Origin of the sequence: Enterococcus sp. 5H, from assembly GCF_028128615.1 — a bacterium.
Classification (GTDB): domain Bacteria; phylum Bacillota; class Bacilli; order Lactobacillales; family Enterococcaceae; genus Enterococcus_L.
The window spans coordinates 225,620-249,488 of sequence record NZ_AMDP01000002.1; the positions used below are offsets into that span (position 1 = coordinate 225,620).

18 protein-coding genes and 1 riboswitch are annotated in these 23,869 nt (G+C 35.5%); of the genes, 16 read left to right on the forward strand and 2 right to left on the reverse strand.

The genetic code is table 11. From position 1 onward, the window contains the following. Positions 1-95: 95 nt before the first annotated feature. From C240_RS01270 to C240_RS01280, 3 genes are all read left to right on the forward strand, one after another. Complete coding sequence (locus C240_RS01270; RefSeq protein WP_271489597.1) at positions 96-4,076, forward strand: Ig-like domain-containing protein; 3,981 nt, start codon at positions 96-98, stop codon at positions 4,074-4,076. 236 nt (positions 4,077-4,312) lie between these two features. Then, the gene (locus tag C240_RS01275; RefSeq protein ID WP_271489598.1) at positions 4,313-4,837 is read left to right on the forward strand and encodes a hypothetical protein; all 525 of its coding nucleotides are present in this window, start codon (positions 4,313-4,315) and stop codon (positions 4,835-4,837) included. An 18-nt stretch (positions 4,838-4,855) separates the two neighbouring features. Further along, positions 4,856-6,334, forward strand: coding sequence for a flotillin family protein (locus C240_RS01280; RefSeq protein ID WP_271489599.1), 1,479 nt, complete (start codon positions 4,856-4,858; stop codon positions 6,332-6,334). Positions 6,335-6,378: 44 nt separating this feature from the next. On the opposite strand, the gene C240_RS01285 is transcribed toward C240_RS01280, so the two are convergent. Beyond that, positions 6,379-6,978 carry an FUSC family protein gene (locus tag C240_RS01285; RefSeq protein ID WP_271489600.1) on the reverse strand — a complete coding sequence of 200 codons (600 nt, stop codon included), beginning with the start codon at positions 6,976-6,978 and terminating at the stop codon, positions 6,379-6,381. Between the two features lie 115 nt (positions 6,979-7,093). Here C240_RS01285 and C240_RS01290 point away from each other — a divergent pair, with 115 nt between their 5' ends. From C240_RS01290 to C240_RS01300, 3 genes are all read left to right on the forward strand, one after another. Further along, positions 7,094-8,059, forward strand: coding sequence for an aromatic acid exporter family protein (locus tag C240_RS01290; RefSeq protein WP_271489601.1), 966 nt, complete (start codon positions 7,094-7,096; stop codon positions 8,057-8,059). A 1-nt stretch (position 8,060) separates the two neighbouring features. Continuing rightward, positions 8,061-8,663 (forward strand): bis(5'-nucleosyl)-tetraphosphatase (symmetrical) YqeK, encoded by a 603-nt coding sequence (gene yqeK / locus C240_RS01295; RefSeq protein WP_271489602.1) that lies wholly within the window; start codon positions 8,061-8,063, stop codon positions 8,661-8,663. Between the two features lie 242 nt (positions 8,664-8,905). Beyond that, positions 8,906-9,409 carry an HD domain-containing protein gene (locus C240_RS01300; protein ID WP_271489603.1) on the forward strand — a complete coding sequence of 168 codons (504 nt, stop codon included), beginning with the start codon at positions 8,906-8,908 and terminating at the stop codon, positions 9,407-9,409. 41 nt (positions 9,410-9,450) lie between these two features. Here the strand turns inward: C240_RS01300 and C240_RS01305 are convergent, their stop codons facing one another. After that, the gene (locus tag C240_RS01305; RefSeq protein ID WP_271489604.1) at positions 9,451-10,809 is read right to left on the reverse strand and encodes an MATE family efflux transporter; all 1,359 of its coding nucleotides are present in this window, start codon (positions 10,807-10,809) and stop codon (positions 9,451-9,453) included. A gap of 259 nt (positions 10,810-11,068) precedes the next feature. Beyond that, positions 11,069-11,139: riboswitch (Fluoride riboswitch) on the forward strand. Between the two features lie 73 nt (positions 11,140-11,212). Here C240_RS01305 and C240_RS01310 point away from each other — a divergent pair. The 10 genes from C240_RS01310 to C240_RS01355 all read left to right on the forward strand — a co-directional run bounded on the left by C240_RS01310 (position 11,213) and on the right by C240_RS01355 (position 23,859). Further along, complete coding sequence (locus C240_RS01310; RefSeq protein ID WP_271489605.1) at positions 11,213-12,487, forward strand: voltage-gated chloride channel family protein; 1,275 nt, start codon at positions 11,213-11,215, stop codon at positions 12,485-12,487. Positions 12,488-12,525: 38 nt separating this feature from the next. Then, positions 12,526-12,801 (forward strand): UPF0223 family protein, encoded by a 276-nt coding sequence (locus tag C240_RS01315; RefSeq protein WP_271489606.1) that lies wholly within the window; start codon positions 12,526-12,528, stop codon positions 12,799-12,801. A gap of 4 nt (positions 12,802-12,805) precedes the next feature. Next, positions 12,806-13,594, forward strand: coding sequence for an inositol monophosphatase family protein (locus C240_RS01320; protein ID WP_271489607.1), 789 nt, complete (start codon positions 12,806-12,808; stop codon positions 13,592-13,594). Positions 13,595-13,781: 187 nt separating this feature from the next. Next, positions 13,782-15,614: a translational GTPase TypA gene (typA, locus tag C240_RS01325; protein ID WP_271489608.1), complete on the forward strand. Its 1,833-nt coding sequence runs from the start codon at positions 13,782-13,784 to the stop codon at positions 15,612-15,614. A 415-nt stretch (positions 15,615-16,029) separates the two neighbouring features. Then, entirely contained in the window at positions 16,030-17,802 is a 1,773-nt protein-coding gene (gene recQ / locus C240_RS01330; RefSeq protein WP_271490720.1) for a DNA helicase RecQ, read from the forward strand. Positions 17,803-17,982: 180 nt separating this feature from the next. Continuing rightward, positions 17,983-18,495, forward strand: a complete 513-nt coding sequence (locus tag C240_RS01335) for a GNAT family N-acetyltransferase (protein WP_271489609.1) — start codon at positions 17,983-17,985, stop codon at positions 18,493-18,495. A gap of 54 nt (positions 18,496-18,549) precedes the next feature. Then, positions 18,550-18,705 carry a hypothetical protein gene (locus tag C240_RS01340; protein WP_176271428.1) on the forward strand — a complete coding sequence of 52 codons (156 nt, stop codon included), beginning with the start codon at positions 18,550-18,552 and terminating at the stop codon, positions 18,703-18,705. Positions 18,706-18,895: 190 nt separating this feature from the next. Then, positions 18,896-19,198 (forward strand): YlaN family protein, encoded by a 303-nt coding sequence (locus C240_RS01345; protein ID WP_271489610.1) that lies wholly within the window; start codon positions 18,896-18,898, stop codon positions 19,196-19,198. Between the two features lie 3 nt (positions 19,199-19,201). Next, positions 19,202-20,392 carry an FtsW/RodA/SpoVE family cell cycle protein gene (locus tag C240_RS01350; protein WP_271489611.1) on the forward strand — a complete coding sequence of 397 codons (1,191 nt, stop codon included), beginning with the start codon at positions 19,202-19,204 and terminating at the stop codon, positions 20,390-20,392. Positions 20,393-20,430: 38 nt separating this feature from the next. Then, positions 20,431-23,859, forward strand: a complete 3,429-nt coding sequence (locus tag C240_RS01355) for a pyruvate carboxylase (RefSeq protein WP_271489612.1) — start codon at positions 20,431-20,433, stop codon at positions 23,857-23,859. Positions 23,860-23,869: the final 10 nt, after the last annotated feature.

Below are 23,869 nucleotides of genomic sequence, written 5' to 3' on the forward strand. Positions count from 1 at the left end.
AATTAAAATGTAAATCAAGATAATTTTAGAAATTTAAATTTCAAAGAAAAATAATAAATTTAAATGTAAAATGAAAACTTAAAAAAGGTGATAAAATGAAAAAATTCAAAATAATCAATATATATATGACTATATGCATTGTTTTAGCTGCTTTTATTCCCAATATATCAGTTCTAGCGATAACACAAGCTGATGGAACTGGAACTAGTTCAATTACTTCGGTCCTTTATGAAGACTTTAATATGAACACCATACATGACCAAGATGATCCGCCTATGGTTGGGGTAAATGTTACATTACTCGATTCAGCTAAAGAAAAGATTAGGAACATTGAAACAGATGCTGATGGAAGATATAGGTTTGATAATCTATCAGCTGGAAAGTACTATCTAAAAATTGACACTCCTGAAAGATATACAACTTTTAATGAGGGAACTGTTAGATTTATTGATGGTTTATCCAGTGAAATTATCATAAAAGATGGTGAAGTTTTCACTGATGCTTGGATTAGTTATGTAACAACGGATGTATCAGTCAATGGATATGTGTTTAATGATCAAAATAAAGATGGAAAAAAAGATTCAGGTGAACTTGGAATTGAAGGAATTGAAATGGGATTATATTTGAAAGGGACAACTAATCCAATTCAAATAGTAAAAACAGAAGCTAATGGGAAATACTCACTAAAAAAAATTCCTTCAAGTGAAACCTATGAAGTAAAAGTACTATCTGTTCCACCTAAATATCAAATTATTAAAAATACGAATTTTGATGAAAACGGTAAAAGTAATCCACTAGAATTGAAGCCATTTCAGTCTCGTAACAATATAAATTTAGCTCTTTCCGAAGAAATCGACGTATCAGACATAATAGTAGAACCAACCGAATTAAATCAAGTAGTAGGTGACACTGGAACCTTAAAAGTAACATTAATCCCAGAAGATGCCACTGATCAGACAATAACCTATGAAAGCAAAGATTCAACAATTATAACCGTAGATGAAAATGGTAAATGGGAAGCTAAAGGAGTGGGCACGACTGAAATTACTGTTAAATCAGGTAATATATCTAAAACAGTAAAAGTAATAGTAAAAGCAAACGAAGTGCCAGTAGATGGTTTGACTGTAGAACCGAAAGAGTTAAATCAAGTAATAGGGGATACAGGTAAATTAAAAGTAACGATTACTCCAGATAATGCCACAGATAAAACGGTTACCTTTGAAAGTGCTGATCCAAAAATTATAACGGTTGATGCCAATGGTAATTGGACGGCTTTAGCTGAAGGAACAACAGAAATAACTGTTAAATCAGCGAATGGTAAATCTGATACCGTAAAAGTAACAGTAAAAACAAAAGACGTTCCAGTTGATGGCTTAATAGTAGAACCAACAGAACTAAATCAATATGTAGGCGATACAGGTCAACTAAAGGTAACACTTACACCAGAAAATGCTACAGATAAAACAGTCACGTATGACAGTCAAAATGAATCAATTATAACTGTAAACTCAGATGGTAAATGGGAAGCCAAAGGAGTAGGCACAACCGTTATTACTGTTAAATCGGGCAATATATCTAAAACAGTAAAAGTAACAGTAAAAGCAAAAGATGTGCCGTTAGAAAGCATTACGGTAGAACCCAAAGAATTGAATCAAGTAGTAGGAGATAAAGGGACGCTAAAAGTGATTTATACCCCAAGTAATACAACTAATAAAGAAGTGACCTTCACAAGTGTCGAACCAGCAATTATCACAGTAGATGCTAATGGAAATTGGGAAGCGAGAAAAGCTGGAACAACCAAGATTTTGGTGATGGCCGGAACAAAAATGGAATGGGTAGAAGTAACAGTTAGTGAAAAAGATATCCCATTGGAAAGTATTACAGTTGAACCAAAAACGTTAAATCAAGTAGTGGGAGACAAGGGCACACTAAAAGTGATCTATACGCCAAGTAATACAACCAACAAAGAAGTGACCTTCACAAGTGTTGATCCAACAGTTATCACAGTAGATGCTAACGGAAATTGGGAAGCGAAAAAAGTTGGAACAACCAAAATTTTGGTGATGGCAGGCACGAAAATGGAATGGGTAGAAGTAACAGTTAGTGAAAAAGATATTCCATTGGAAAGCATCACAGTTGAACCGAAAGTACTGAATCAAGTAGTAGGAGATAAAGGGACACTAAAAGTGATTTATACCCCAAGTAATACAACCAATAAAGAAGTGACCTTCACAAGTGTCGACCCAACAGTTATCACAGTGGATGCTAACGGAAATTGGGAAGCGAAAAAAGCTGGAACAACTAAAATTTTGGTGATGGCAGGCACAAAAATGGAATGGGTGGAAGTAACAGTTAGCGAAAAAGACATTCCATTGGAAAGTATCACAGTAGAACCAAAAAGATTGGATCAAGTAGTAGGAGATAAAGGGACGTTAAAAGTTATCTTCACTCCAAGCAATACAACCAATAAAGAAGTGACCTACACAAGTATTGATCCATCAATTATTACCGTAGATGCTAACGGAAATTGGGAAGCGAAAAAAGTTGGAACAACCAAAATATTGGTGATGGCCGGAACAAAAATGGAATGGGTAGAAGTAACAGTTAGCGAAAAAGACATTCCATTGGAAAGCATCACAGTCGAACCCAAAGAATTGAATCAAGTAGTAGGAGATAAAGGCACGTTAAAAGTTATCTACACTCCAAGCAATGCGACAAATAAAGAAGTAACCTACACAAGTGTTGATCCATCAATTATTACCGTAGACGCTAACGGAAATTGGGAAGCGAAAAAAGTTGGAACAACTAAAATTCTGGTGATGGCAGGCACGAAAATGGAATGGGTAGAAGTAACAGTTAGTGAAAAAGATATTCCAGTAGAAACTATCACAGTTGAGCCTAGATCATTAGACCAGTATGTAGGAGATACAGGCACCTTAAAAGTAACAATTACACCAGATAATGCTACGGATAAAAATGTTACATTTACGAGCAATGATCCAGCGATTATGACGGTAGATGCCAATGGCAACTGGGAAGCGAAAAAAGTCGGAACAACAGTGATTATAGTTAAAGGTTCAAATGGTAAAACAACGCCCGTGCAAGTAACAGTTAGGGAAAAAAATATTCCATTGGAAAGCATCACAGTCGAAACAGAGAGATTGGATCAACTAGTAGGAGACAAAGGCACGTTAAAAGTTATATTTAACCCAAGCAATGCGACAAATAAAGAAGTAACTTTCACAAGTGTTGATCCATCAATTATTACCGTAGATGCTAACGGAAATTGGGAAGCGAAAAAAGCTGGAGCAACTAGAATTCTCGTATTGGCAAACGAAGGCAAAATGGTGTGGGTAGAAGTAACAGTTAGTGATAAAGATATTCCAGTAGAAAGTATTACAGTCGAACCAGAAAGATTGGATCAACTAGTAGGAGATACTGGAGTCTTAAAAGTAACGATTACACCGAATAATGCTACAAATAAAAATGTATTATTTACAAGTAATAATTTATCAATTATCACAGTAGACGCTAATGGAAACTGGGAAGCCAAAGCTGTAGGTGAAACTAGTATTACAGTAAGAAGCTCTAACGGAAAAGTATTTGTTGTACCAGTTACTGTCAATAAAAAAATCTCACAAGGTGTTTCAGTATCCTACTATGATTATCCAAAATTCCTAGGAATGTTTGAGTTAAAAGGTACGGGAACTGCTACAAACTTTGATGATAATTATGGTAAGACAGAGCCTTATCCTGGTCTTGGTACAGATAATTATAAAGTTACAAAAGTTGGTTATGTTAAAATAACAGAAACTGGACTGTATAAGTTTTCTATAGCAGTAGACGATAATGCGACTGTTTATATCGATGATGAACAATTCTTAAAACGTGATACTGTTGTTGGAGGATCATTGTCTAATACTCGCTATTTAAAAGCAGGCCAAACAATTAAAATTAAAACAGAACATTACCATAAAATATCTGCTAATTCTTATTTCCAATTAAGATGGTGGAAACCAAGTAATCCGTATTCTCCATTACCAATTCCTGACTCTGAAATTATGATGGAAAACTAAACGGGAAAATTTAAGATTTTAGCAACAACAAAAACGTTTTGTGTTCAATTAATTGAGCACAAAGCGTTTTTGAATATAGTGATTTACGAAAACTAGTTAACATTCAGCAATTTCGCTACATTTTTCAAGAATATCTGTCATTTTATTCAAAGTATTGGTAAAATAGATATATAATCAGGAAAAGGTTCAGTTTTAATAAAGTGAGTAAGTAATGGAAAATGAGAGGGTGTGAGACAGTGATTCAGGGAATTCCAATTGAAACAATTTATCTTTATATTTTAATAGTGTGCGCAGCGCTGGCTTTTTTGCTAGTGATTTTTGGAGATATCTTTGATTTTGATGGACCAATAGACCCAATGCTGGTGATTCCATGGTTGGCCTTTACTTCATTATTCGGGTATTTAGGCGAGCAGCTACTTGATTGGAGCCATTTGGTTTTGTTTTTTGTTAGCGCTACAATTGCTTCGGTGCTGGTGTTTTTCTTGAATTTTTATGTATTAATGCCGATGAAGAATGCTGAGTCTACAATTTCTATTTCTGAAAAAGATATGGAAGGGAATACTGCGACTGTAGTAACACCAATTCCGGTAAGTGGTATGGGTGAGATTCAATTTAAGAGTGTTACAGGATCAATCAGTCGACCTGCCGCTTTCTATGCTCCGCAAGAGCAATCGATCGATCGTGGGGAGCAAGTACTGATTATCGAAGTCAAAGATCGAGTATGTTATGTAGTTCCTTATAAAGGAAGTTTACAATTATAAAAAGAGGGAGAGAAAAAAATGGGATTTGGAATTTTGGGACCAATTGTACTGGTTGTTTTTATTTTGTTAATGATGCTGATTGTTTTTATTTCAAAGTATCAAACAGCGAAACCAGACGAGGCGTTAATTATTAGTGGGAGTTACTTAGGTAATAAAAATGTGCATGCAGATGAACGGGGCAATAAAATCAAAATCGTTCGTGGTGGCGGTGCTTTTGTATTACCAGTGTTTCAGCGCTCAAACCGAATCAGTTTACTATCAAGTAAACTTGACGTATCAACACCTGAGGTTTATACAGAACAAGGGGTTCCAGTTATGTGTGATGGAACGTCAATTATCAAAATTGGGTCTTCTGTAGAAGAGATTGCGACTGCAGCGGAACAATTCTTAGGGAAAACTCGTGAAGAACTTGAAAATGAAGCACGTGAAGTTTTGGAAGGACATTTACGTTCAATTTTAGGTTCAATGACTGTGGAAGAAATCTATCAAAATCGTGATAAATTCAGCCAAAGTGTGCAAGAAGTTGCCAGTGTTGACTTAGCTAAAATGGGTCTGATTATTGTATCGTTCACCATCAAAGAAGTTCGCGATAAAAACGGCTACCTTGATTCATTAGGTAAACCAAGAATCGCTCAAGTAAAACGTGATGCAGATATTGCTGAAGCGGAAGCATGGAAAGAAACACGTATTAAAAAAGCGGAAGCGGAAAAAGAATCGCAGCAAGCTGAATTACAACGTCAAACCGAAATTGCAGAAGCGTCGAAAGAGAAAGAACTAAAATTGGCTACGTACAAAGAAGCACAAGATATTGCTAAAGCAAAAGCGGATCAGGCCTATAATTTGGAAAGTGCTAGAGCGCAACAAGAAGTTGTTGCTCAAGAAATGGAAGTTAAAGTTATTGAGCGTCAAAAACAAATTGAATTAGAAGAAAAAGAAATTGTTCGTCGTGAAAAACAATACGATTCTGAAGTGAAGAAAAAAGCGGATGCGGATCGTTACGCGAAAGAACAAGAAGCTTTAGCGCAAAAAGCACGTGAAGTTGCCGAAGCTGAAGCTGAACGTTTCCGTGTAGAAGCATTAGCCGAAGCTGAAGCCAGTCAAACTCGTTTAGCCGGTCAAGCTGAAGCTGAATCAATTTTAGCTCGCGGTGCTGCTGAAGCCGAAGCTAAACAAAAAATTGCGGATGCTTTTAAAGAGTATGGCGAAGCTGCTGTTTTAAGTATGGTTATGGAAATGTTGCCGCAATTGATGAAAGAAGCAGCACAACCACTCGGCAACATTGATAAAATCTCTGTTGTTGACACAGGTGGCGGTGGGGAAAATGCGGGAGCAAACCGTATTACTAATTATGCGACAAACTTGTTAGCTGGCACACAAGAAACATTAAAAGAAACAACAGGTTTAGATGTGAAAGAATTGATTGAAAGCTTCTCAAAAAAAGGAACCCACAGTAATGTGAATTTCTATGGTGACGACGAGAAGAAAGATAACGAATAGAAAAAGATGGAAAAGACCATTTCGGCTCTTTTCCATCTTTTTAGTTAATCTACTTTTTTATTTTCCTGTGCTCTTTTTTGCTGAATTTTAAGTCGCAGAGCTTGTAATTCTTTTTCCTTCTTATCTAATTCAGCTAAATCTTCATCAATGGCGCGTTCCTCTTCTTGTGGTTTAGGCCTAAAGAAAAAATTTAAACCTATACCGATAAACGTCCCGATAAATGTATCAATTACTCTAGACAGGGCAAAGGAAAAAGATTCTCCCTGAGGAACACTCAAAGCGATTAATAGTAATGTGGCGATTGCTGAGATGATACCTGAATTATTATTCATACCATCAGACAATACAATGACAATAATTACTAATAATGGCATTAAAAACAACTCTACAAGAAAATCGTTTGAGAAAAGATCTTTCGTTAATATGTAGACAATGGCTAAACCACCACCCAAAGTATTACCAAGTATTCTGGATTTACCGAAAGAAACACTAGTTGTCAAGTCCTGACGTAATGAAAATACTGCCGCCAAAGCCGCAATCATCGGTGCACCGCGGTCAAGTACTTTAAATAAAACAATACACAGCATGACAGCTAAAGCTGTTTTTAAAGTGCGCATACCTAAACGAAATGGACCGATTTCCATAAATTTCCTCTCCTATAATCAACATTTAATGGTTTTTCTATTTAATCATAACCGAAATAGAGGTAAAATTACTAGTATTAAAGTAAAAGATTGATTTTTTTTAAGGAGTGACCGAATGAAAATAGGTTTGAGAACGATTAAAACAGCAGTTAGTGCAACATTATCGATGATTGTTGCAGAGAGTTTAGGGTTGCTTTATCCAGCTTCTGCTGGAATTATTTCAGTATTAAGTGTAACCAATACAAAAAAAACATCATTACTTACAGGTTTCTATCGGTTGCTTTCATTAGCACTGGCAACGGTGATAGCTTTTATTTGTTTTTCAATTTTAGGTTTTAATCCGTGGGCATTTGGTGTATTTTTACTTTTATTTATTCCAAGTGCAGTTTATTTTAAATTGTCTGACGGGATTGTCGTAAGTTCTGTTTTGGTCACGCAATACTTAATCGAGCACAATATGTCTTGGACAATTATTGGCAATGAATTTTTATTAATGACTATTGGTGTTGGTTTCGCGTTGCTACTGAACTTGTATATGCCGGATACTGAGAAGCGTTTAAAAGAAGATCAAGAAGTTATCGAAACAATGTTTAGGCAAGTTTTGAATGAGATGGCTGAATATCTGAATCAATATGGAAAAGAACGAAATTTATTTGAGAAATGTGATGATTTAAAAACGTTTATCCGGACTGGCGAAAATTGGGCAAAAAATCATGCTGAGAACCAATTATTATCATCAAACGATTACTATTTAAATTATTTTGCGATGCGCCGAATGCAAAGCAATAGTTTGAAAGATATGCTGAGGCTGCTAGAAAAAATTACAATTGAACCAGAACAGGTAGAAAATCTTCAAAAATTATTGCAACATACGGCGGAAACTTTTGCTGAAAATAATGATGGTGAAGACATATTAGCAAGAATTGCTCAAGTTTATGAAGCGTATCGGGGAAAAGAGTTACCGAAAACTAGAGAAGAATTCGAAAATCGTGCAAAACTTTTTCAGTTGCTGCAAGTTTTTCAGTTATTTATAGAGATCAAAGCAGAGTTTGTTAGACATCAAAGTGAAGGGAATCATTAATATGTTTGAAGAATTTTTGGTAGAATTTGAGCTTACAGGAAATTTAGAAGAAAATATTAAAAACTTTTTTGGGAAAGAATTTGAATCTGTAGCCAAACATTCATGTGAAGTTGCTGCTTGCGCAAAAATCTTAGCAGAGCGTTTTAATCAAGAACCAAAAGCTGCTGAATATGGTGGATTGTTGCATGATATTAGTGCTGTTATTCCAAATAATCAACGAATTGCTGTGGCAGAAGCTTGGGGTATTCCAATAATTGAAGCAGAACGTAAGTTACCAATGATCGTGCATCAAAAACTATCCAGACATATAGCTAATGAAATATTTAAGGTAAATGATGAATCAATTCTCTCCGCAATAGAATGTCATACTACTCTAAAATCAAAGCCGACAAAAATGGATCAGATTGTTTTTATCGCGGATAAGATCAAATGGGATCAAAAAGGGGAACCACCTTATTTAGAAGAGTTATTAAGTGCACTAGATAATTCATTAGAAGAAGCTTCCCTTGTTTATTTGAATTATTTATTAAATAGTCACCCCCAAGTTATTCATCCTTGGGCTCTGGAAGCTCAAACGGAGTTAAGCAAGAGGATATCCTTATAATAAAAAGTATAAAATGAGTCTAAATTGTAAAGTAATTATTAAAGTTTAGTTACGGAATCCAAAATACCTAGTATTTATAAAATCAAGGTGCTATACTTTCATCAAGTAAAAAAGACTTACACTTAATACAAGTAGAGAGTTTTTTGAGTTTTTAAATATGTCAAGCTAGCGAAATGGTTCAATCTATATAAGTCGATTTGAACCTAGCTGAAAGCTTCTCTAAAAAGGTGGAACCAGAATTAATGACTGAAAAATGGCGTGAAGATCAAGAATATATGTCTTATGTAGAAGATTTATTAGCAACTGAAGAAGTGCAACGCTTGGCTAACTACACGCAGCATGTTCATTCAACTCGTTTAGATCATTCGATTAGTGTTTCTTATCATAGTTATAAATTAGCCAAAAAGTGGAAGGGCGATGCCAGAGCAACTGCTCGAGCAGGTCTTTTACATGATTTATTCTACTATGATTGGCGGACAACTAAATTCGATGAAGGATCACATGCGTATATGCATCCGAGAATTGCCGTGAAAAATGCAGAAAAATTAACAGAACTTTCCGACTTAGAACGTGATATCATTATTAAACATATGTGGGGTGCAACGATTGCTCCGCCGAAATATAAAGAAAGCTACATTGTAACTATGGTAGATAAGTATTGTGCTGTTAAAGAAGCATCTGAACCTATGACTACTAGTGTAAAAGCAAAATGGCGCCAGTATTTTGGTAAAAAACAATCTGTATAGTAAAACGACCGATTTTCAGTTGAGAATCGGTCGTTTTTTTGTTAAATATTCGTTTCCATTACTTGTTCCTGTTCTAATTTTTTGAGACGTTTGATTGCTTTGAAATATGAAGCAAGTAACACCATGACCGATCCGGCCCAAGCCAATGGCGAAGCTAAAGCGGCTCCAACAAACCCTAATGAGGCGGTTAAAATAATCGCAGCAAATGAGCGCATAAGTAATTCCATAATACCGGCTAAAGTAGGAATAACACTTTGCCCCAGCCCTTGTAATGTATAGCGGATAATAAATAGAATAGCTAAAAGCCAGTACATGCTACCGTTTACATTGAAATAAATTTGCGAAAGCTTAAGTACTTCTGTTTCCTGACCACTAATGAAAAGTGTGACCAGACTTTGACCAAAAAAGATCACGATGGCGCCTGCTAAAAAGCTAAAAGCGATACTCATAGTCAAGCATTGATTAACACCTTGTAAAATGCGCTTATATTTTTTTGCACCATAATTTTGCGCGGTAAAAGTTGCCATGGCAATCCCGAAAGACATCATGGGTTGTGTTGCAAACTGTTCAATTTTTCCCGATGCAGCTTGAGCAGCAACCACGTCTGTTCCTAAACTGTTTAAAGCAGACTGCAAGACAATCGCACCAATCGCAATAATCGAAGATTGAAAAGCCATCGGCAAAGCAATTAGTAAGTGATCTTGAAGTTCTTGTTTATCAATAAAAAAATCTTTTTTTCGTAGTTGAAGTTGGGGGATTTTTCTTTTTATATAAATGACACATAAAACACTTGAGACAATTTGTGCTGTAACGGTTGCAATCCCTGCCCCTGCGACCCCCATATGAAAGTTAATAATCAAAATCAAATCCAGTACAACGTTGATGATACTAGCAATAATTAAAAATAAAAGTGGTGTTCTGCTATCCCCTAGAGCTCGAATGATATTGGAAAGTAAATTAAAAGCCATAGCCGCAAATATTCCAATAAAGATAATTGATATAAAGATTTGGGCATCATCAATAATTTCTTTTGGTGTTTGCATGAGTATAAGCATTGGTCGGACGAAAATTAAACTTAAGGCAGTTAAAACAATCGTGACAATAGCACTAATAATAATACCCGTCGCAAAACTTTTTTTTACCCCGCGAAAATCCTGACCACCAAAACGTTGTGACGTTAAAATAGACAAACCAGCTGTCAAACCTTGAGCAAATCCAATGATTAAAAAAGTAATACTTCCTGTAGAACCGACAGCAGCTAAAGCATCTTTTCCTAATGTTTGTCCGACGATTATCATGTCAGCCATATTATAGAACTGCTGGAAGAGATTACCGATTAATAATGGAATTGTAAAGAAAAAAATCAGTTTTGCGGGATTTCCTTGTGTCAATTCTTTCAATAAAATACATCCTCTCTGTTCCTTCAATTGAGATTAGTAACGTTGATAGTGTAATAATGAATTAAAATTTCCTCCTCATACTAGCATAAACATCTTGATTTACAAGAGGGTTTGGATGTTTTGTTGAAATTTGTATAAAATGACGAAAAGCTTCGTCACTTTTTTATAGAAATATTGTAGCTATGCTTTAAAAGGTTTCAAACCAAATGATAAGAAACTTGCACTTTAGCTAAACAAATGCTATATTTTCAATAGTAAACAAGGTCAGGGCGATGGTGTTCGCCGTTAACTATTTATTTGAAAAAATAGATTAATGACACCTACTCAACAGGATGTTTCTGTCCAGTGGGTAGGTGTTTTGTTTTTGTGTAAGTTGTGATGATAAATTGGGAGGCTATTTCGTATGAAAAAAGAATTGATGGGACCATTAAAAATAGGAGCTTATATGCTGAAATGGCTATTATTATCAGCTTTAATCGGTCTGTTTATGGGTGCGTTGTCCACATTTTTTCTTGCTAGCTTAAACGCAGTTACAAATTTTAGAAGTGAGCATCTATGGATTGTTTTACTGCTACCTTTTAGCGGCGCATTTTTTGCTTTCTTATATAAACGATATGGTGGAAATTCTATCTATGGAAATAATCTTGTGATAAATAAAGCTAACGGGGGAGAAGATAATATACCCTTGCGACTTGTTCCCTTAACCCTTTTTAGTACAATCGCATCTCATTTGTTTGGCGCCTCTGTAGGACGTGAAGGAACAGCGGTACAGATGGGTGGAGCTGTAACGAATGAGATTGGGCGTATTTTTCGTTTAAACAAAGTTGAACGGGAAATTGTGATTATTTGTGGGATTAGTGCCGGATTCAGTTCAGTTTTTGGAACACCATTAGCAGGTACGATTTTTGGTTTGGAAGTTCTAGTCATTGGACGTATACGTTCAGAAGCTTTATTTCCTAGCTTTTTTTCAGCATTTTTTGCTAATATGGTCGCTATAAAACTTGGGATTAGTCATGCTCATTATTCAATGGGGACAATCCCGGAATGGTCAGTAATTTTGTTCCTAAAGTTATTTATCGCAGCGGTGTGCTTTGGTATTATTGGTTGGTTATTTAGTCGTTCATTAGTGTACGTCAAAAAAATATATACGAATTGGATTAATGATCCTATCTTAAGAAATTTTGTTGGTGGCTGTGTTATAGTTGCGGCTGCAGGATTATTAAGAAGTCAGCGGTATTTGGGCATAAGTCTCCACTTGTTGGAAGATGCATTTGCAGGGACGAATTATTTATTTGATTTTCTTGGGAAATTATTATTTACTGTTTTATCTTTAGGTGCCGGATTTCAAGGCGGAGAAGTGACACCTTTATTTGAAATTGGTGCAACATTAGGCAGCAGCTTGGCGTTACTTCTTCATGTTTCAATTCCTTTTTTAGCTGGTTTAGGGTTTATTGGTGTGTTTTCAGGTGCGACGAATACGCCAATTGCTTGTTTTATTATGGGAATTGAGTTATTTGGTGGTGAAGCAGCCTTGTTTTTCTTTATGGTCTGTTTGATAAGTTTTATGTGTTCTGGAAATTCAGGGATCTATTCAGCGCAAAAAGTTGAAGTTGAAAAAGGGATTTTATTTTTACCAGTCTGGATGAACCGCAAAGGAAGGCAAGATGGTCTGGATTAGGATTAATTTTTGTTACAATAGAATAAAGGAGTGGCGTCATGAAAGATTATCAATATCCATTGGACCTTGATTGGACAACTGATGAAATGGTCGTTGTTACAAATATGTGGACAGCAGTCGAAAAAGTTTATGAAACAGGTCTGGAAACAACTACGTTTTTAAACATATACAAACAGTTTAAAGAGGTCGTTAAAAGTATAGGAGAAGAAAAACGTTTGGGAAATGAATTTGAACGAGTATCTGGATATTCTCTGTATCGTGCTGTGCAACAGGCAAAAAAACAAGAAACGGGCAAATTAAAGATGGGGAGCTGATTAGATGACATGTGAACAAAAAGTAGATCAAGTTAAAGCGTGGATATATGAGGCAGCAGACAATATTCGTGAAAATCTTCATCAAGATTTTACCGTTTCTCAAAAAACAGGGCGTACCGATTTGGTGACCAATATTGATGAAGAAACGCAAGCTTTTTTTATTAATAAAATCAAAGAAACCTACCCTGATGATAAAATTTTAGCTGAGGAAAAGGAATATTGTACGATTGATTCTTTAAAAGGAAATGTTTGGATTATAGACCCAATTGATGGAACGATGAATTTTATACTGGAGAAAGAAAATTTTTGTATTATGATTGCTTTATTTAAAGATGGTATTGGACAGTTAGGTTTTATCTATGATGTAATCAAAGAAGAGCTATACTGGGGCGGGAAAAATCTGGGTGTGTTTATGAATGAACTAAAGCTATCCCAGCCTAAAAATGCCTCATTATCTGAGGGCTTGCTGGGAATGAATGCTTATATGTATGGAGAAAATATTTATTCAGCTGGTGATATTGGACGCGCTAGTATGGGGATTCGAGTTAGTGGGTGTGCGGGATTAGAATTAATCGCAATGCTAAAAGGAACACACATCGGTTATGTTTCTAATTTGAGTCCGTGGGATTACGCTGCAGGTCTTGTTCTAATTGAAGAATTTGGTTTTAAGTATGGTAACATCGAAGATAAAAGTCTAGCATTTTCTAAACGAGAATATTTTTTAGCAGCTACGCCAAAAGCATATACTGAAATTCAAGAAAAATTTATTCAAAATTCTTTTGAGTTTGAATGAGATTAATAAAACTAAGCTTGCTTTTTTGGAGAATAATTCACCTGTTTTTCTGAAAAGTAAAATAAAATATGAAATTTTCATGATTTTTACATGCTTTAGACTATATTTCGTGAAAAATATTTGCTATAATAAACAGTCGGATTTAATGAACAAGTGACGTAAGGCATAAGGATAAGGAGCAATTACATTGAAATACAGAGAAGATATTCGTAACGTGGCAATCATTGCCCACGTTGACCATGGTAAAACAACATTAGTAGATGAGTTATTAAAACAATCACAAACTTTAGATGGACATACACAATTGCAAGAACGTGCGATGGATTCAAACGCGATTGAAAGTGAACGCGGCATTACGATCTTAGCTAAAAATACAGCAGTTGAGTACAATGGCACTCGTATCAATATTTTGGATACACCTGGACACGCGGACTTCGGTGGTGAAGTTGAACGTATCATGAAAATGGTTGATGGTGTAGTTTTGGTTGTTGATGCCTATGAAGGAACAATGCCACAAACACGTTTCGTATTGAAAAAAGCGTTGGAACAAAAAGTAACACCAATCGTTGTTGTAAATAAAATTGACAAACCGTCTGCACGCCCAGAACACGTTGTGGATGAAGTCTTAGAATTATTTATCGAATTAGGTGCCGATGACGATCAATTGGATTTCCCTGTTGTTTATGCATCAGCTTTAAACGGAACATCAAGTGATTCTGATAATCCAGAAGATCAAGAACCAACGATGGCACCAATTTTTGATCAAATTATCGAACATGTACCAGCACCAGTTGATAATTCTGATGAACCTTTACAATTTCAAGTATCATTATTAGATTATAATGATTACGTTGGACGTATTGGTATTGGTCGTGTTTTCCGCGGAACGATGAAAGTTGGAGATCAAGTTGCTTTAATGAAATTAGATGGCAGTGTGAAAAACTTCCGAGTGACTAAAATCTTTGGTTTCTTTGGTTTACAACGTGTTGAAATCACTGAAGCTAAAGCCGGCGATTTAATTGCCGTTTCTGGTATGGAAGATATCTTTGTCGGTGAAACAGTTGCTGATGTCAACCACCAAGAAGCATTACCAATTTTACACATTGATGAGCCAACACTACAAATGACATTCTTAGTTAATAATTCGCCATTTGCAGGTCGTGAAGGTAAATTCGTGACAGCTCGTAAAATCGAAGAACGTTTGATGGCTGAATTACAAACCGACGTATCATTACGTGTAGAGCCAATTGCTCCTGATGCATGGACTGTTTCAGGTCGTGGAGAACTACATTTATCTATCTTGATTGAAAACATGCGTCGTGAAGGATATGAATTGCAAGTTTCTCGTCCAGAAGTTATCGAACGTGAAATTGAAGGTGTGAAATGTGAGCCGTTTGAACGTGTTCAAATTGATACACCAGAAGAATATATGGGTAGCGTGATTGAATCTTTAAGCTTACGTAAAGGTGAAATGCAAGACATGATTCATACTGGAAATGGTCAAATTCGTTTGATTTTCTTAGCACCTGCTCGTGGTTTAATCGGATATACAACTGAGTTCTTATCAATGACTCGTGGCTACGGAATCATGCACCATACTTTCGATCAGTATTTACCAATGATTCAAGGAACAATTGGCGGACGTCATCAAGGCGCTCTTGTTTCAATTGATACTGGTAAAGCAACAACCTATAGTATTATGAGTATCGAAGAACGCGGAACAGTTTTTGTTGAACCTACAACAGAAGTTTACGAAGGTATGATTATCGGTGAAAACAACCGTGATAATGACTTAACAGTAAACATCACAAAAGCTAAACAAATGACTAACGTGCGTTCTGCAACAAAAGACCAAACGTCAGTAATCAAAAAACCGAAAAAATTAACATTAGAAGAATCATTAGAATTCTTGAACGAAGATGAATATTGTGAAGTAACTCCTGAAAGCATCCGTTTAAGAAAACAAATTCTTAATAAAAATGAACGTGAAAAAGCAAGTAAAAAAAGTAAAAAAGCCTAATAAATAAAGCGATAAATTTTATTTATTCAGATTTTAGAGAAACCGAGAAAAAAGCATTTAGCTCCGAGAATTAAGAAGGAATTCACGAAAATAGTTTTTTAAATTTTATGTGAATTTCAGCTTATTTCTGAAGGCGTTGCTTTTTCTCGTCGTTTAGTTGAAGTAGTGAGTGGAGCAAAACTGATCTTTAGTTTTGTTCCCTCGCTTTTTTTGTGGATAACTTTTCGTGAATATGTATGGAAAGTGCGTATATTATTTAAAGAAAGCTTGTTCTATCAGTCTTTTAAATTTTTCAGAAGAAGACTAAATGTTTCACAATAAGAAAGGTGTTTCACGATAAGCTAGAATCATCTCTTGAATTGAGGTATGGCAAATGCTAAAATTACAAACAGATACAAAGAACGGAGCGAATGTCATGATTGATACAAAAGGACTGCTGAAAGAAAAATTTGGATATGACGAGTTCCGTCAAGGACAAGAAGAGATCATCAATCATGTTTTAAATAAAGAAAATGTTTTGGGGATTATGCCGACTGGCGGAGGTAAATCGATTTGTTATCAGTTGCCGGCTTTGATACTGGAGAATTTAACATTAGTAATTTCACCTTTAATTTCTTTAATGAAAGACCAAGTTGATGCATTGAATATGATGGGAATCCCTGCAACTTTTATTAACAGTACGATTTCTCAACAAGAAATGAATAAGCGGGTACAAATGGCAGTAAATAGAGAAGTCAAACTGCTATACGTGGCGCCTGAACGGTTAGAATCATTTGATTTTCAGCAATTATTATTACATGTTCCAATTGATTTATTAGCAGTGGATGAAGCGCATTGTATTTCTCAATGGGGGCATGATTTTCGACCAAGTTATTTGCGATTAGCTGAAATTATTGAGCAGTTTCAGCAACAACCGGCAGTAATAGCTTTGACTGCAACGGCAACACCGCAAGTTGCAGAGGATATTATTCAACAATTACATATTCCCACAGATAATCAAATCCAAACTGGGTTTGCGCGAGATAATTTATCATTTCAGGTAATCAAAGATCAAAATCGTGATGTTTTCCTGTTAGAATACTTGAAATTGAATAAAGATCAGTCTGGAATTGTCTACGCAAGTACGAGAAAAGAAGTAGAACGTATTTTCCATTTACTTCAAAGTAAGAAAATAGCTGTTGGAATGTATCATGGCGGGATGAGTGAAAGTGAGAGAAACCGAAATCAGGAGCAATTTTTATTCGATCAACTTCAAGTAATGGTAGCGACGAATGCTTTTGGTATGGGAATTAATAAAAGTAATGTCCGGTTTGTTATTCATGCTCAGATACCTGGAAATATTGAGTCTTACTATCAGGAAGCCGGAAGAGCAGGTCGAGATGGCTTACCAAGTGATGCTATTTTACTTTATGCTGCTCAAGATTTACAAATTCAGCAATTTTTTATCGATCAGTCAGAAATGACCATTGATTACAAGCAGAAAGAATATATGAAATTACGTGAAATGTCTCAATATGCGAATGCTCAAATGTGTTTACAAAAGTTTATTCTCCGTTATTTTGGTGAACAAGGGGCTGAATGTGGACGTTGTTCAAATTGTTTAGACGAACGAGAATTGGTGGATATTACAGTTGATGTACAAAAAGTTTTATCCTGTGTCAAACGTATGGGAGAAAAATTTGGGAAAGGACTTGTTGGAAAAGTTTTGACAGGTTCAAAAGACCAAAAAATTGAACAGTGGCATTTTAATCGCTTACCGACGTATGGTTTAATGAAAGATCGCAGCCAAAAAGAAGTGAATCAGTTGATTGATTATTTAACTGCTGAGCGATATTTAACTCCTTCTGATGGGCAGTTTCCTTTATTGTCAGTTTCATCTACAGGTATCCAAGTACTTTTAGGAAAACAGACTGTTTTTAGGAAAGAGGATCAACGGGTACGTAAAGTGGCAGTGAATGATGAGTTGTTTGAGACATTAAGAGCATTACGAATGGATTTAGCGCAATCAGCTGGAGTTCCTCCGTATTTGATTTTTTCAGATAGCACTCTAAAAGAAATGTGTGAAAAATTGCCCAAGAATTCAATTCAGCTATTGCAGATAAAAGGTGTTGGACAAAATAAATTAGACAAATATGGTGAACAATTTTTAGCTGTTTTGGAAAAGTTTAAGCAGAAGCAAGAGTCATAAAATTAATTAAAATACTGTAATGTGAAATCTAAAAAAACAGTGATTATTTCCATCCAGAAGTTTAACTTTTTAGCTGGGTAATGATTACTGTTTTTTTATACAGAGTCAGAGACATTAATAGCATCTTAAAATGGATTCTGTTACTATTAATAATAGAATTTGCTTGAAAGGAAAATGTTTATGCTGATTCGATTAGAGAACGAACAAGATTTTGCTGCAATCTATTCTTTTACAAAAGAAGCATTTAAAACAGCTAAAGTTAAAGATGGAAATGAACAAGATTTTGTAGAGCGATTAAGGAAAAGTGAAGATTACCTTCCTAGCTTAGCTTTTGTAGCAGAAGAAAATAACGAAATAATAGGTCATGTGATGTTGACGAAAGTTAGGATTAAAGGTGAAAATCAAATTTTTGAAGAACTGATTTTAGCGCCTTTAACAGTTCGCTTAGATCAGCGAAATAAAGGCTTAGGCAGTCAATTGATGAATAAAGCAGAGCAAGCTGCGATAAGTCAGGGATATCAAGCAATTGTTTTAATCGGTGATCCACAATATTATGGACGATTTGGATATACGCGAGCAGAACAATTTGGGATTGTGTCAGATAGCGGAATTCCGTCTGACTACTTATTGATTAAAAAAATTGGTCAAACTGAGTTAGCTAATATAGCAGGAACGGTTTCGATTCCAGAGTGAGATATAACTAAATAGAGGTTTTTATAATTCATATAATAATAGGGGGAGATTGTGATGAAAGAGAGTGCAAAAGCTGGGATTTCTTTTGGCTGTGCGTTGGCACTAGTCATATCGTATGTTAATTGGCATAGTATATTGTGGGCAATTTTTCATGGTATTTTAAGTTGGTTTTATGTCATTTATTACGTTGTTGTTTATGGACTAAACTAAGTAATGTGTCTAGTTAGCTTTATTGTAAATGAATTTTTATCAGAAAAGGAAGAACGGATGAGAGTTTCTTTCATTCAGCTTCTTGAAAAATTAAAAATTTTTTTGAGACTAAGGATTTTCAGAAAATTTCTGTTAATCCTTAGCTGAATTATGCTATAATTACATAATTAAGATGGGAGGTTGAGTCCAAATGGAATCCATTTCAAAAGAGTTTGCAATTCAGTTGTTAAATGAAGATGCTCAAAGAATTATGATGCTTATTCGTAATCAAAAGAATAGCTTATGTATATCCCAGTGTAAAGCTTTTGAAGAAGTTGTTGATACACAAATGTACGGCTTTTCTCGTCAAGTGACTTATGCCATACGTCTAGGGATTTTAAGCTCAAAACAAGGACATCAATTACTAAGTGATTTAGAAAAAGAACTAAATCAATTATATAGTGACGTTTATGAGGAAAGACAAGAAAATAAAGAGATTGGCAAGGAGGTTTAAACTTTGCCAAACAAGGTAAAAAAGAGACACCTGTTAGATTATAGTATTTTAATTCCCTATCTAGTTTTAAGCGTCGTTGGACTAATTATGGTATACAGCTCGACGTCATCCCTACTTGTATCAAAAGGGCTAGCTCCAACTGGAATGGTTATTTCTCAGTTACAGTTTTGGGGGCTAAGTTTGGTGGCGATGTTTTTCATCTACAAAATGAAAACAACGGTTTTCCAACATAAAAATTTTATTATGTTTGCAATAGCTGTTATATCGGTTTTACTTTTAGCTGTTCGTTTTACTAAACTTGGAGCTGAGATTAATGGGGCTAAAGGATGGATTCAAATTGGTTCTTTTTCAATGCAGCCTGCCGAGTATTTAAAGATTATGGTTATTTGGTATTTAGCTTATATTTTGGGTCGCAGACAAAAGTATATTGATAAAGAATTTAAAAAAGCGGTATTCAGACCAATGCTGTTGGTTGGTTTTTTAATTTTTCTAGTGGCAATACAGCCAGATTTGGGTAATGCAGCAATTCTGACTTTATTGGTTATAGTAATGCTTTTGGCAAGTGGTGTAAATTATATGTATACATATCTTGTCGGTGGCGTAAGCATACTTGGCAGTATCGTTGTGATTGAGGCGTTAATTTTAAGTAAAGGGAATTTTATCCCTCAGCGTTATCAATATGTTTATCAACGATTTGCAAGTTTTCTAAACCCTTTTATTGATGAACGAAATGCAGGTCATCAGTTAGCAAATTCGTATTATGCAATTAATAATGGTGGTTGGTTTGGTAAAGGTTTAGGTAATAGCATTCAAAAGAAAGGCTTTTTGCCAGAGGCTCATTCCGATTTTATTTTTGCCATTACAATTGAAGAGTTAGGACTTTTAGTAACCCTGATTATTTTAGCACTCTTGATGTTCATGATTGCTCGGATTATATTGGTAGGAGTACGTTCAAAAAAACCATTTAATTCGTTGATGTGTATTGGGATTGGCGCTATGTTATTGTTACAAGTATTTATTAATTTAGGCGGAATTACAGGGGTTATTCCTCTAACTGGGATTACATTTCCTTTTCTAAGTCATGGGGGAAATAGTGTATTGATTATCTCCGTGGCGGTCGCTTTTGTGCTAAATATTAGCGCAGATGAAAAACGACAAAAAATGGACCAAGAATACCAATTACTTGGTAATTAAATAAAATAGAAGGTAAAAAAACAGGTAGGAGTGAAAGAATGAAAAAAGTTTTAGTAGCAAATCGTGGAGAAATTGCAATTCGAATTTTTAGAGCCTGCACAGAAATGCACATCGGGACAGTAGCAATCTATGCAGCAGAAGATGAATATTCCGTACATAGATTTAAAGCGGATGAAGCATACTTAGTCGGTAAAGGTAAAAAACCGATTGATGCCTACCTGGATATGGAAGATATTATTCGGATTGCGAAAAAATCAGGAGCAGATGCTATTCATCCTGGTTATGGTTTTCTTTCTGAGAATCTTGAGTTTGCTCGTCGTTGTGAAGAAGCAGGTCTTATTTTTGTTGGTCCTTCGTTACACCATTTAGACATTTTTGGTGATAAAATTAAAGCCAAAGAAGCGGCTGTCCAAGCTGGTATTGCCTCGATTCCAGGGTCTGAGGGACCAGTAGATACAGTGGACGAAGTAGTTGGATTTGGTCAAACACATGGTTTCCCAATCATGATTAAAGCGGCTTTAGGCGGCGGCGGTCGCGGTATGCGGGTTGCTCATGATGAGAAAGAAGCCAGAGAAGGCTATGAGCGAGCGAAAAGTGAAGCCAAAGCTGCTTTTGGTTCGGATGAAGTGTATGTAGAAAAATATATTTCAAATCCTAAGCATATTGAAGTTCAAATTTTAGGTGATAAACATGGTAATGTGATTCATTTATTCGAACGTGATTGTTCTGTTCAAAGACGTCATCAAAAAGTAGTTGAAGTAGCACCATGTGTTTCAATGAACGAAGAACAGCGTAAAGCGATTTGTGATGCAGCAGTTCAGCTAATGAAACATGTAGACTACATTAATGCTGGAACAGTTGAGTTTTTAGTTGAAGGGGATAAGTTTTACTTTATTGAAGTTAATCCTCGTGTTCAGGTTGAGCATACAATTACTGAGATGATTACTGATATTGATATCGTTGTTTCTCAACTTCAAATTGCACAAGGACTTGATTTACACAAAGATATGAAAATCCCGCAACAAGAAAATATCACATCAAATGGCGCTGCAATTCAATGTCGAATCACGACTGAAGATCCATTGAACCAGTTTATGCCGGATACTGGAAAGATTGATACGTATCGTTCACCGGGAGGTTTTGGTGTTCGTTTGGACGTCGGAAATGCCTATTCTGGTGCAGTTGTTACTCCTTATTTTGACTCTTTATTAGTGAAAGTATGTACGCATGGTTTTACCTTTGAAAAAGCAATTCTAAAAATGGAACGTTGTTTAAGAGAATTTAGAATTCGCGGTGTAAAAACAAATATTCCATTTTTACACAAAGTAATTGCTCATCCAGAATTTCAATCTGGTGAGGCTAAAACAACATTTATTGACAATACTCCGCAATTATTTGAATTTCCTAAATTAAGAGACCGTGGTAACAAAACTATGAAATATATTGGTGAGGTTACTGTTAACGGATTTCCTGGTATTGACAAAACGACTAAAAAATATTTTGAAACACCTCGTATACCAACTGATCTAGAATTACGTGAAGACTACGTAACTGCGAAAAATGTATTAGATAATGATGGAGCTAAAGGGGTTATTGACTGGATTAAGCAACAAGATAATGTCTTACTTACTGATACGACCTTTCGTGATGCTCACCAAAGTTTACTAGCAACACGCGTAAGAACACAAGACTTCAAAGAGATCGCCCGTCTAACTGGAGAAGGTTTACCTGAGTTATTTTCTAGTGAAATGTGGGGCGGTGCGACTTTTGATGTTGCTTATCGCTTCTTAAATGAAGATCCTTGGGAACGATTACGCAAAATACGTAAGTTAATGCCAAATACATTACTGCAAATGTTATTTAGAGGTTCAAATGCTGTTGGGTATCAAAATTATTCTGATAATGTTATAGAAGAATTTATCCAAGAGTCTGCTAGACAAGGGATAGATGTGTTCCGTATTTTTGATAGTTTGAATTGGTTGCCACAAATGGAAAAAAGTATTCAGGCAGTACGTGACACAGGTAAAATTGCTGAAGCAGCCATTTGTTATACGGGTGATATCAATGATCCTTCAAGACCTAAATATAATGTTGATTATTATAAAAATATGGCGAAGGAATTGGAAAAAATGGGCGCTCATATCATTGCAATTAAAGATATGGCTGGCTTATTAAAACCTCAGGCGGCTTATCGCTTAATAAGTGAATTAAAATCTACGACTGATTTGCCAATTCACTTGCACACACATGATACAAGTGGAAATGGAATTATTACGTACTCTGCTGCAACTAAAGCGGGCGTAGACATTGTCGATGTTGCAACAAGCGCTATGAGTGGCGCTACAAGCCAACCGAGTATGAGCAGTTTGTACTACGCATTAGTTAATGGAGATCGGACTCCAGATATTAATATTGATAATACACAGAAAATTAACCACTATTGGGAAGATGTCCGCATGTATTATCAGCCGTTTGAGAATGGCTTAAACGCACCGCAAACAGAGGTTTACATGCATGAGATGCCGGGCGGACAATATTCTAATCTGCAACAACAAGCTAAAGCCGTTGGATTAGGTCATAAGTGGGATGATATTAAAAAAATGTATCATACTGTGAATTTGATGTTTGGTGATATCGTTAAAGTAACTCCTTCTTCAAAAGTTGTTGGAGACATGGCTTTATTCATGGTTCAAAATGAACTAACTGAAGAAGATATTTTTGCAAATGGAGAAGAATTAAGTTTCCCTGAATCAGTTGTAACATTCTTCCAAGGGGATTTAGGACAGCCAGTTGGTGGTTTTCCGAAAGAATTACAACGGATTATTTTAAAAGGTCGACCTGCTTTTACTGAAAGACCAGGGAGTCTTGCTGCACCAGTAAATATGGAAAAAGTTAAAGCGGAATTAGCAGAATTAGTTGGCTATGAACCAAAATTAGAAGAAGTTTTAAGCTATTTAATGTATCCACAAGTCTTTTTAGATTATCGTACATCTTATCAAAATTTTGGAGATGTTACTTTATTAGATACACCGACTTTCTTCCAAGGTATTCGCCAAGGAGAATCAGTTGAGGTTCAAATCGAAAAAGGTAAAACATTGATTATTCGCTTGGATGAAGTAGGAGATCCTGATATTGAAGGGAACAGAGTTCTATTCTTTAATTTGAATGGTCAACGTCGTGAGATTGTAATTAAAGATACTTCTGTTAAATCATCTGTACAGGCAAAACGTAAAGCTGAACCGACAAATAAAGAGCAGATTGGGGCAACAATGTCTGGATCAGTTCTTCAGGTCTTAGTTAAAAAAGGCGACAAGATCAAAAAAGGTGATGCTTTACTTGTAACAGAAGCAATGAAAATGGAGACAACCATAGAAGCACGTTTTGATGGTGTTGTCGATCATATTTATGTTTTTGAAGGAGAAGCGATTAGCTCTGGTGATTTATTGATAGAGGTAAAAGAAAAATAAATGGAAGGTA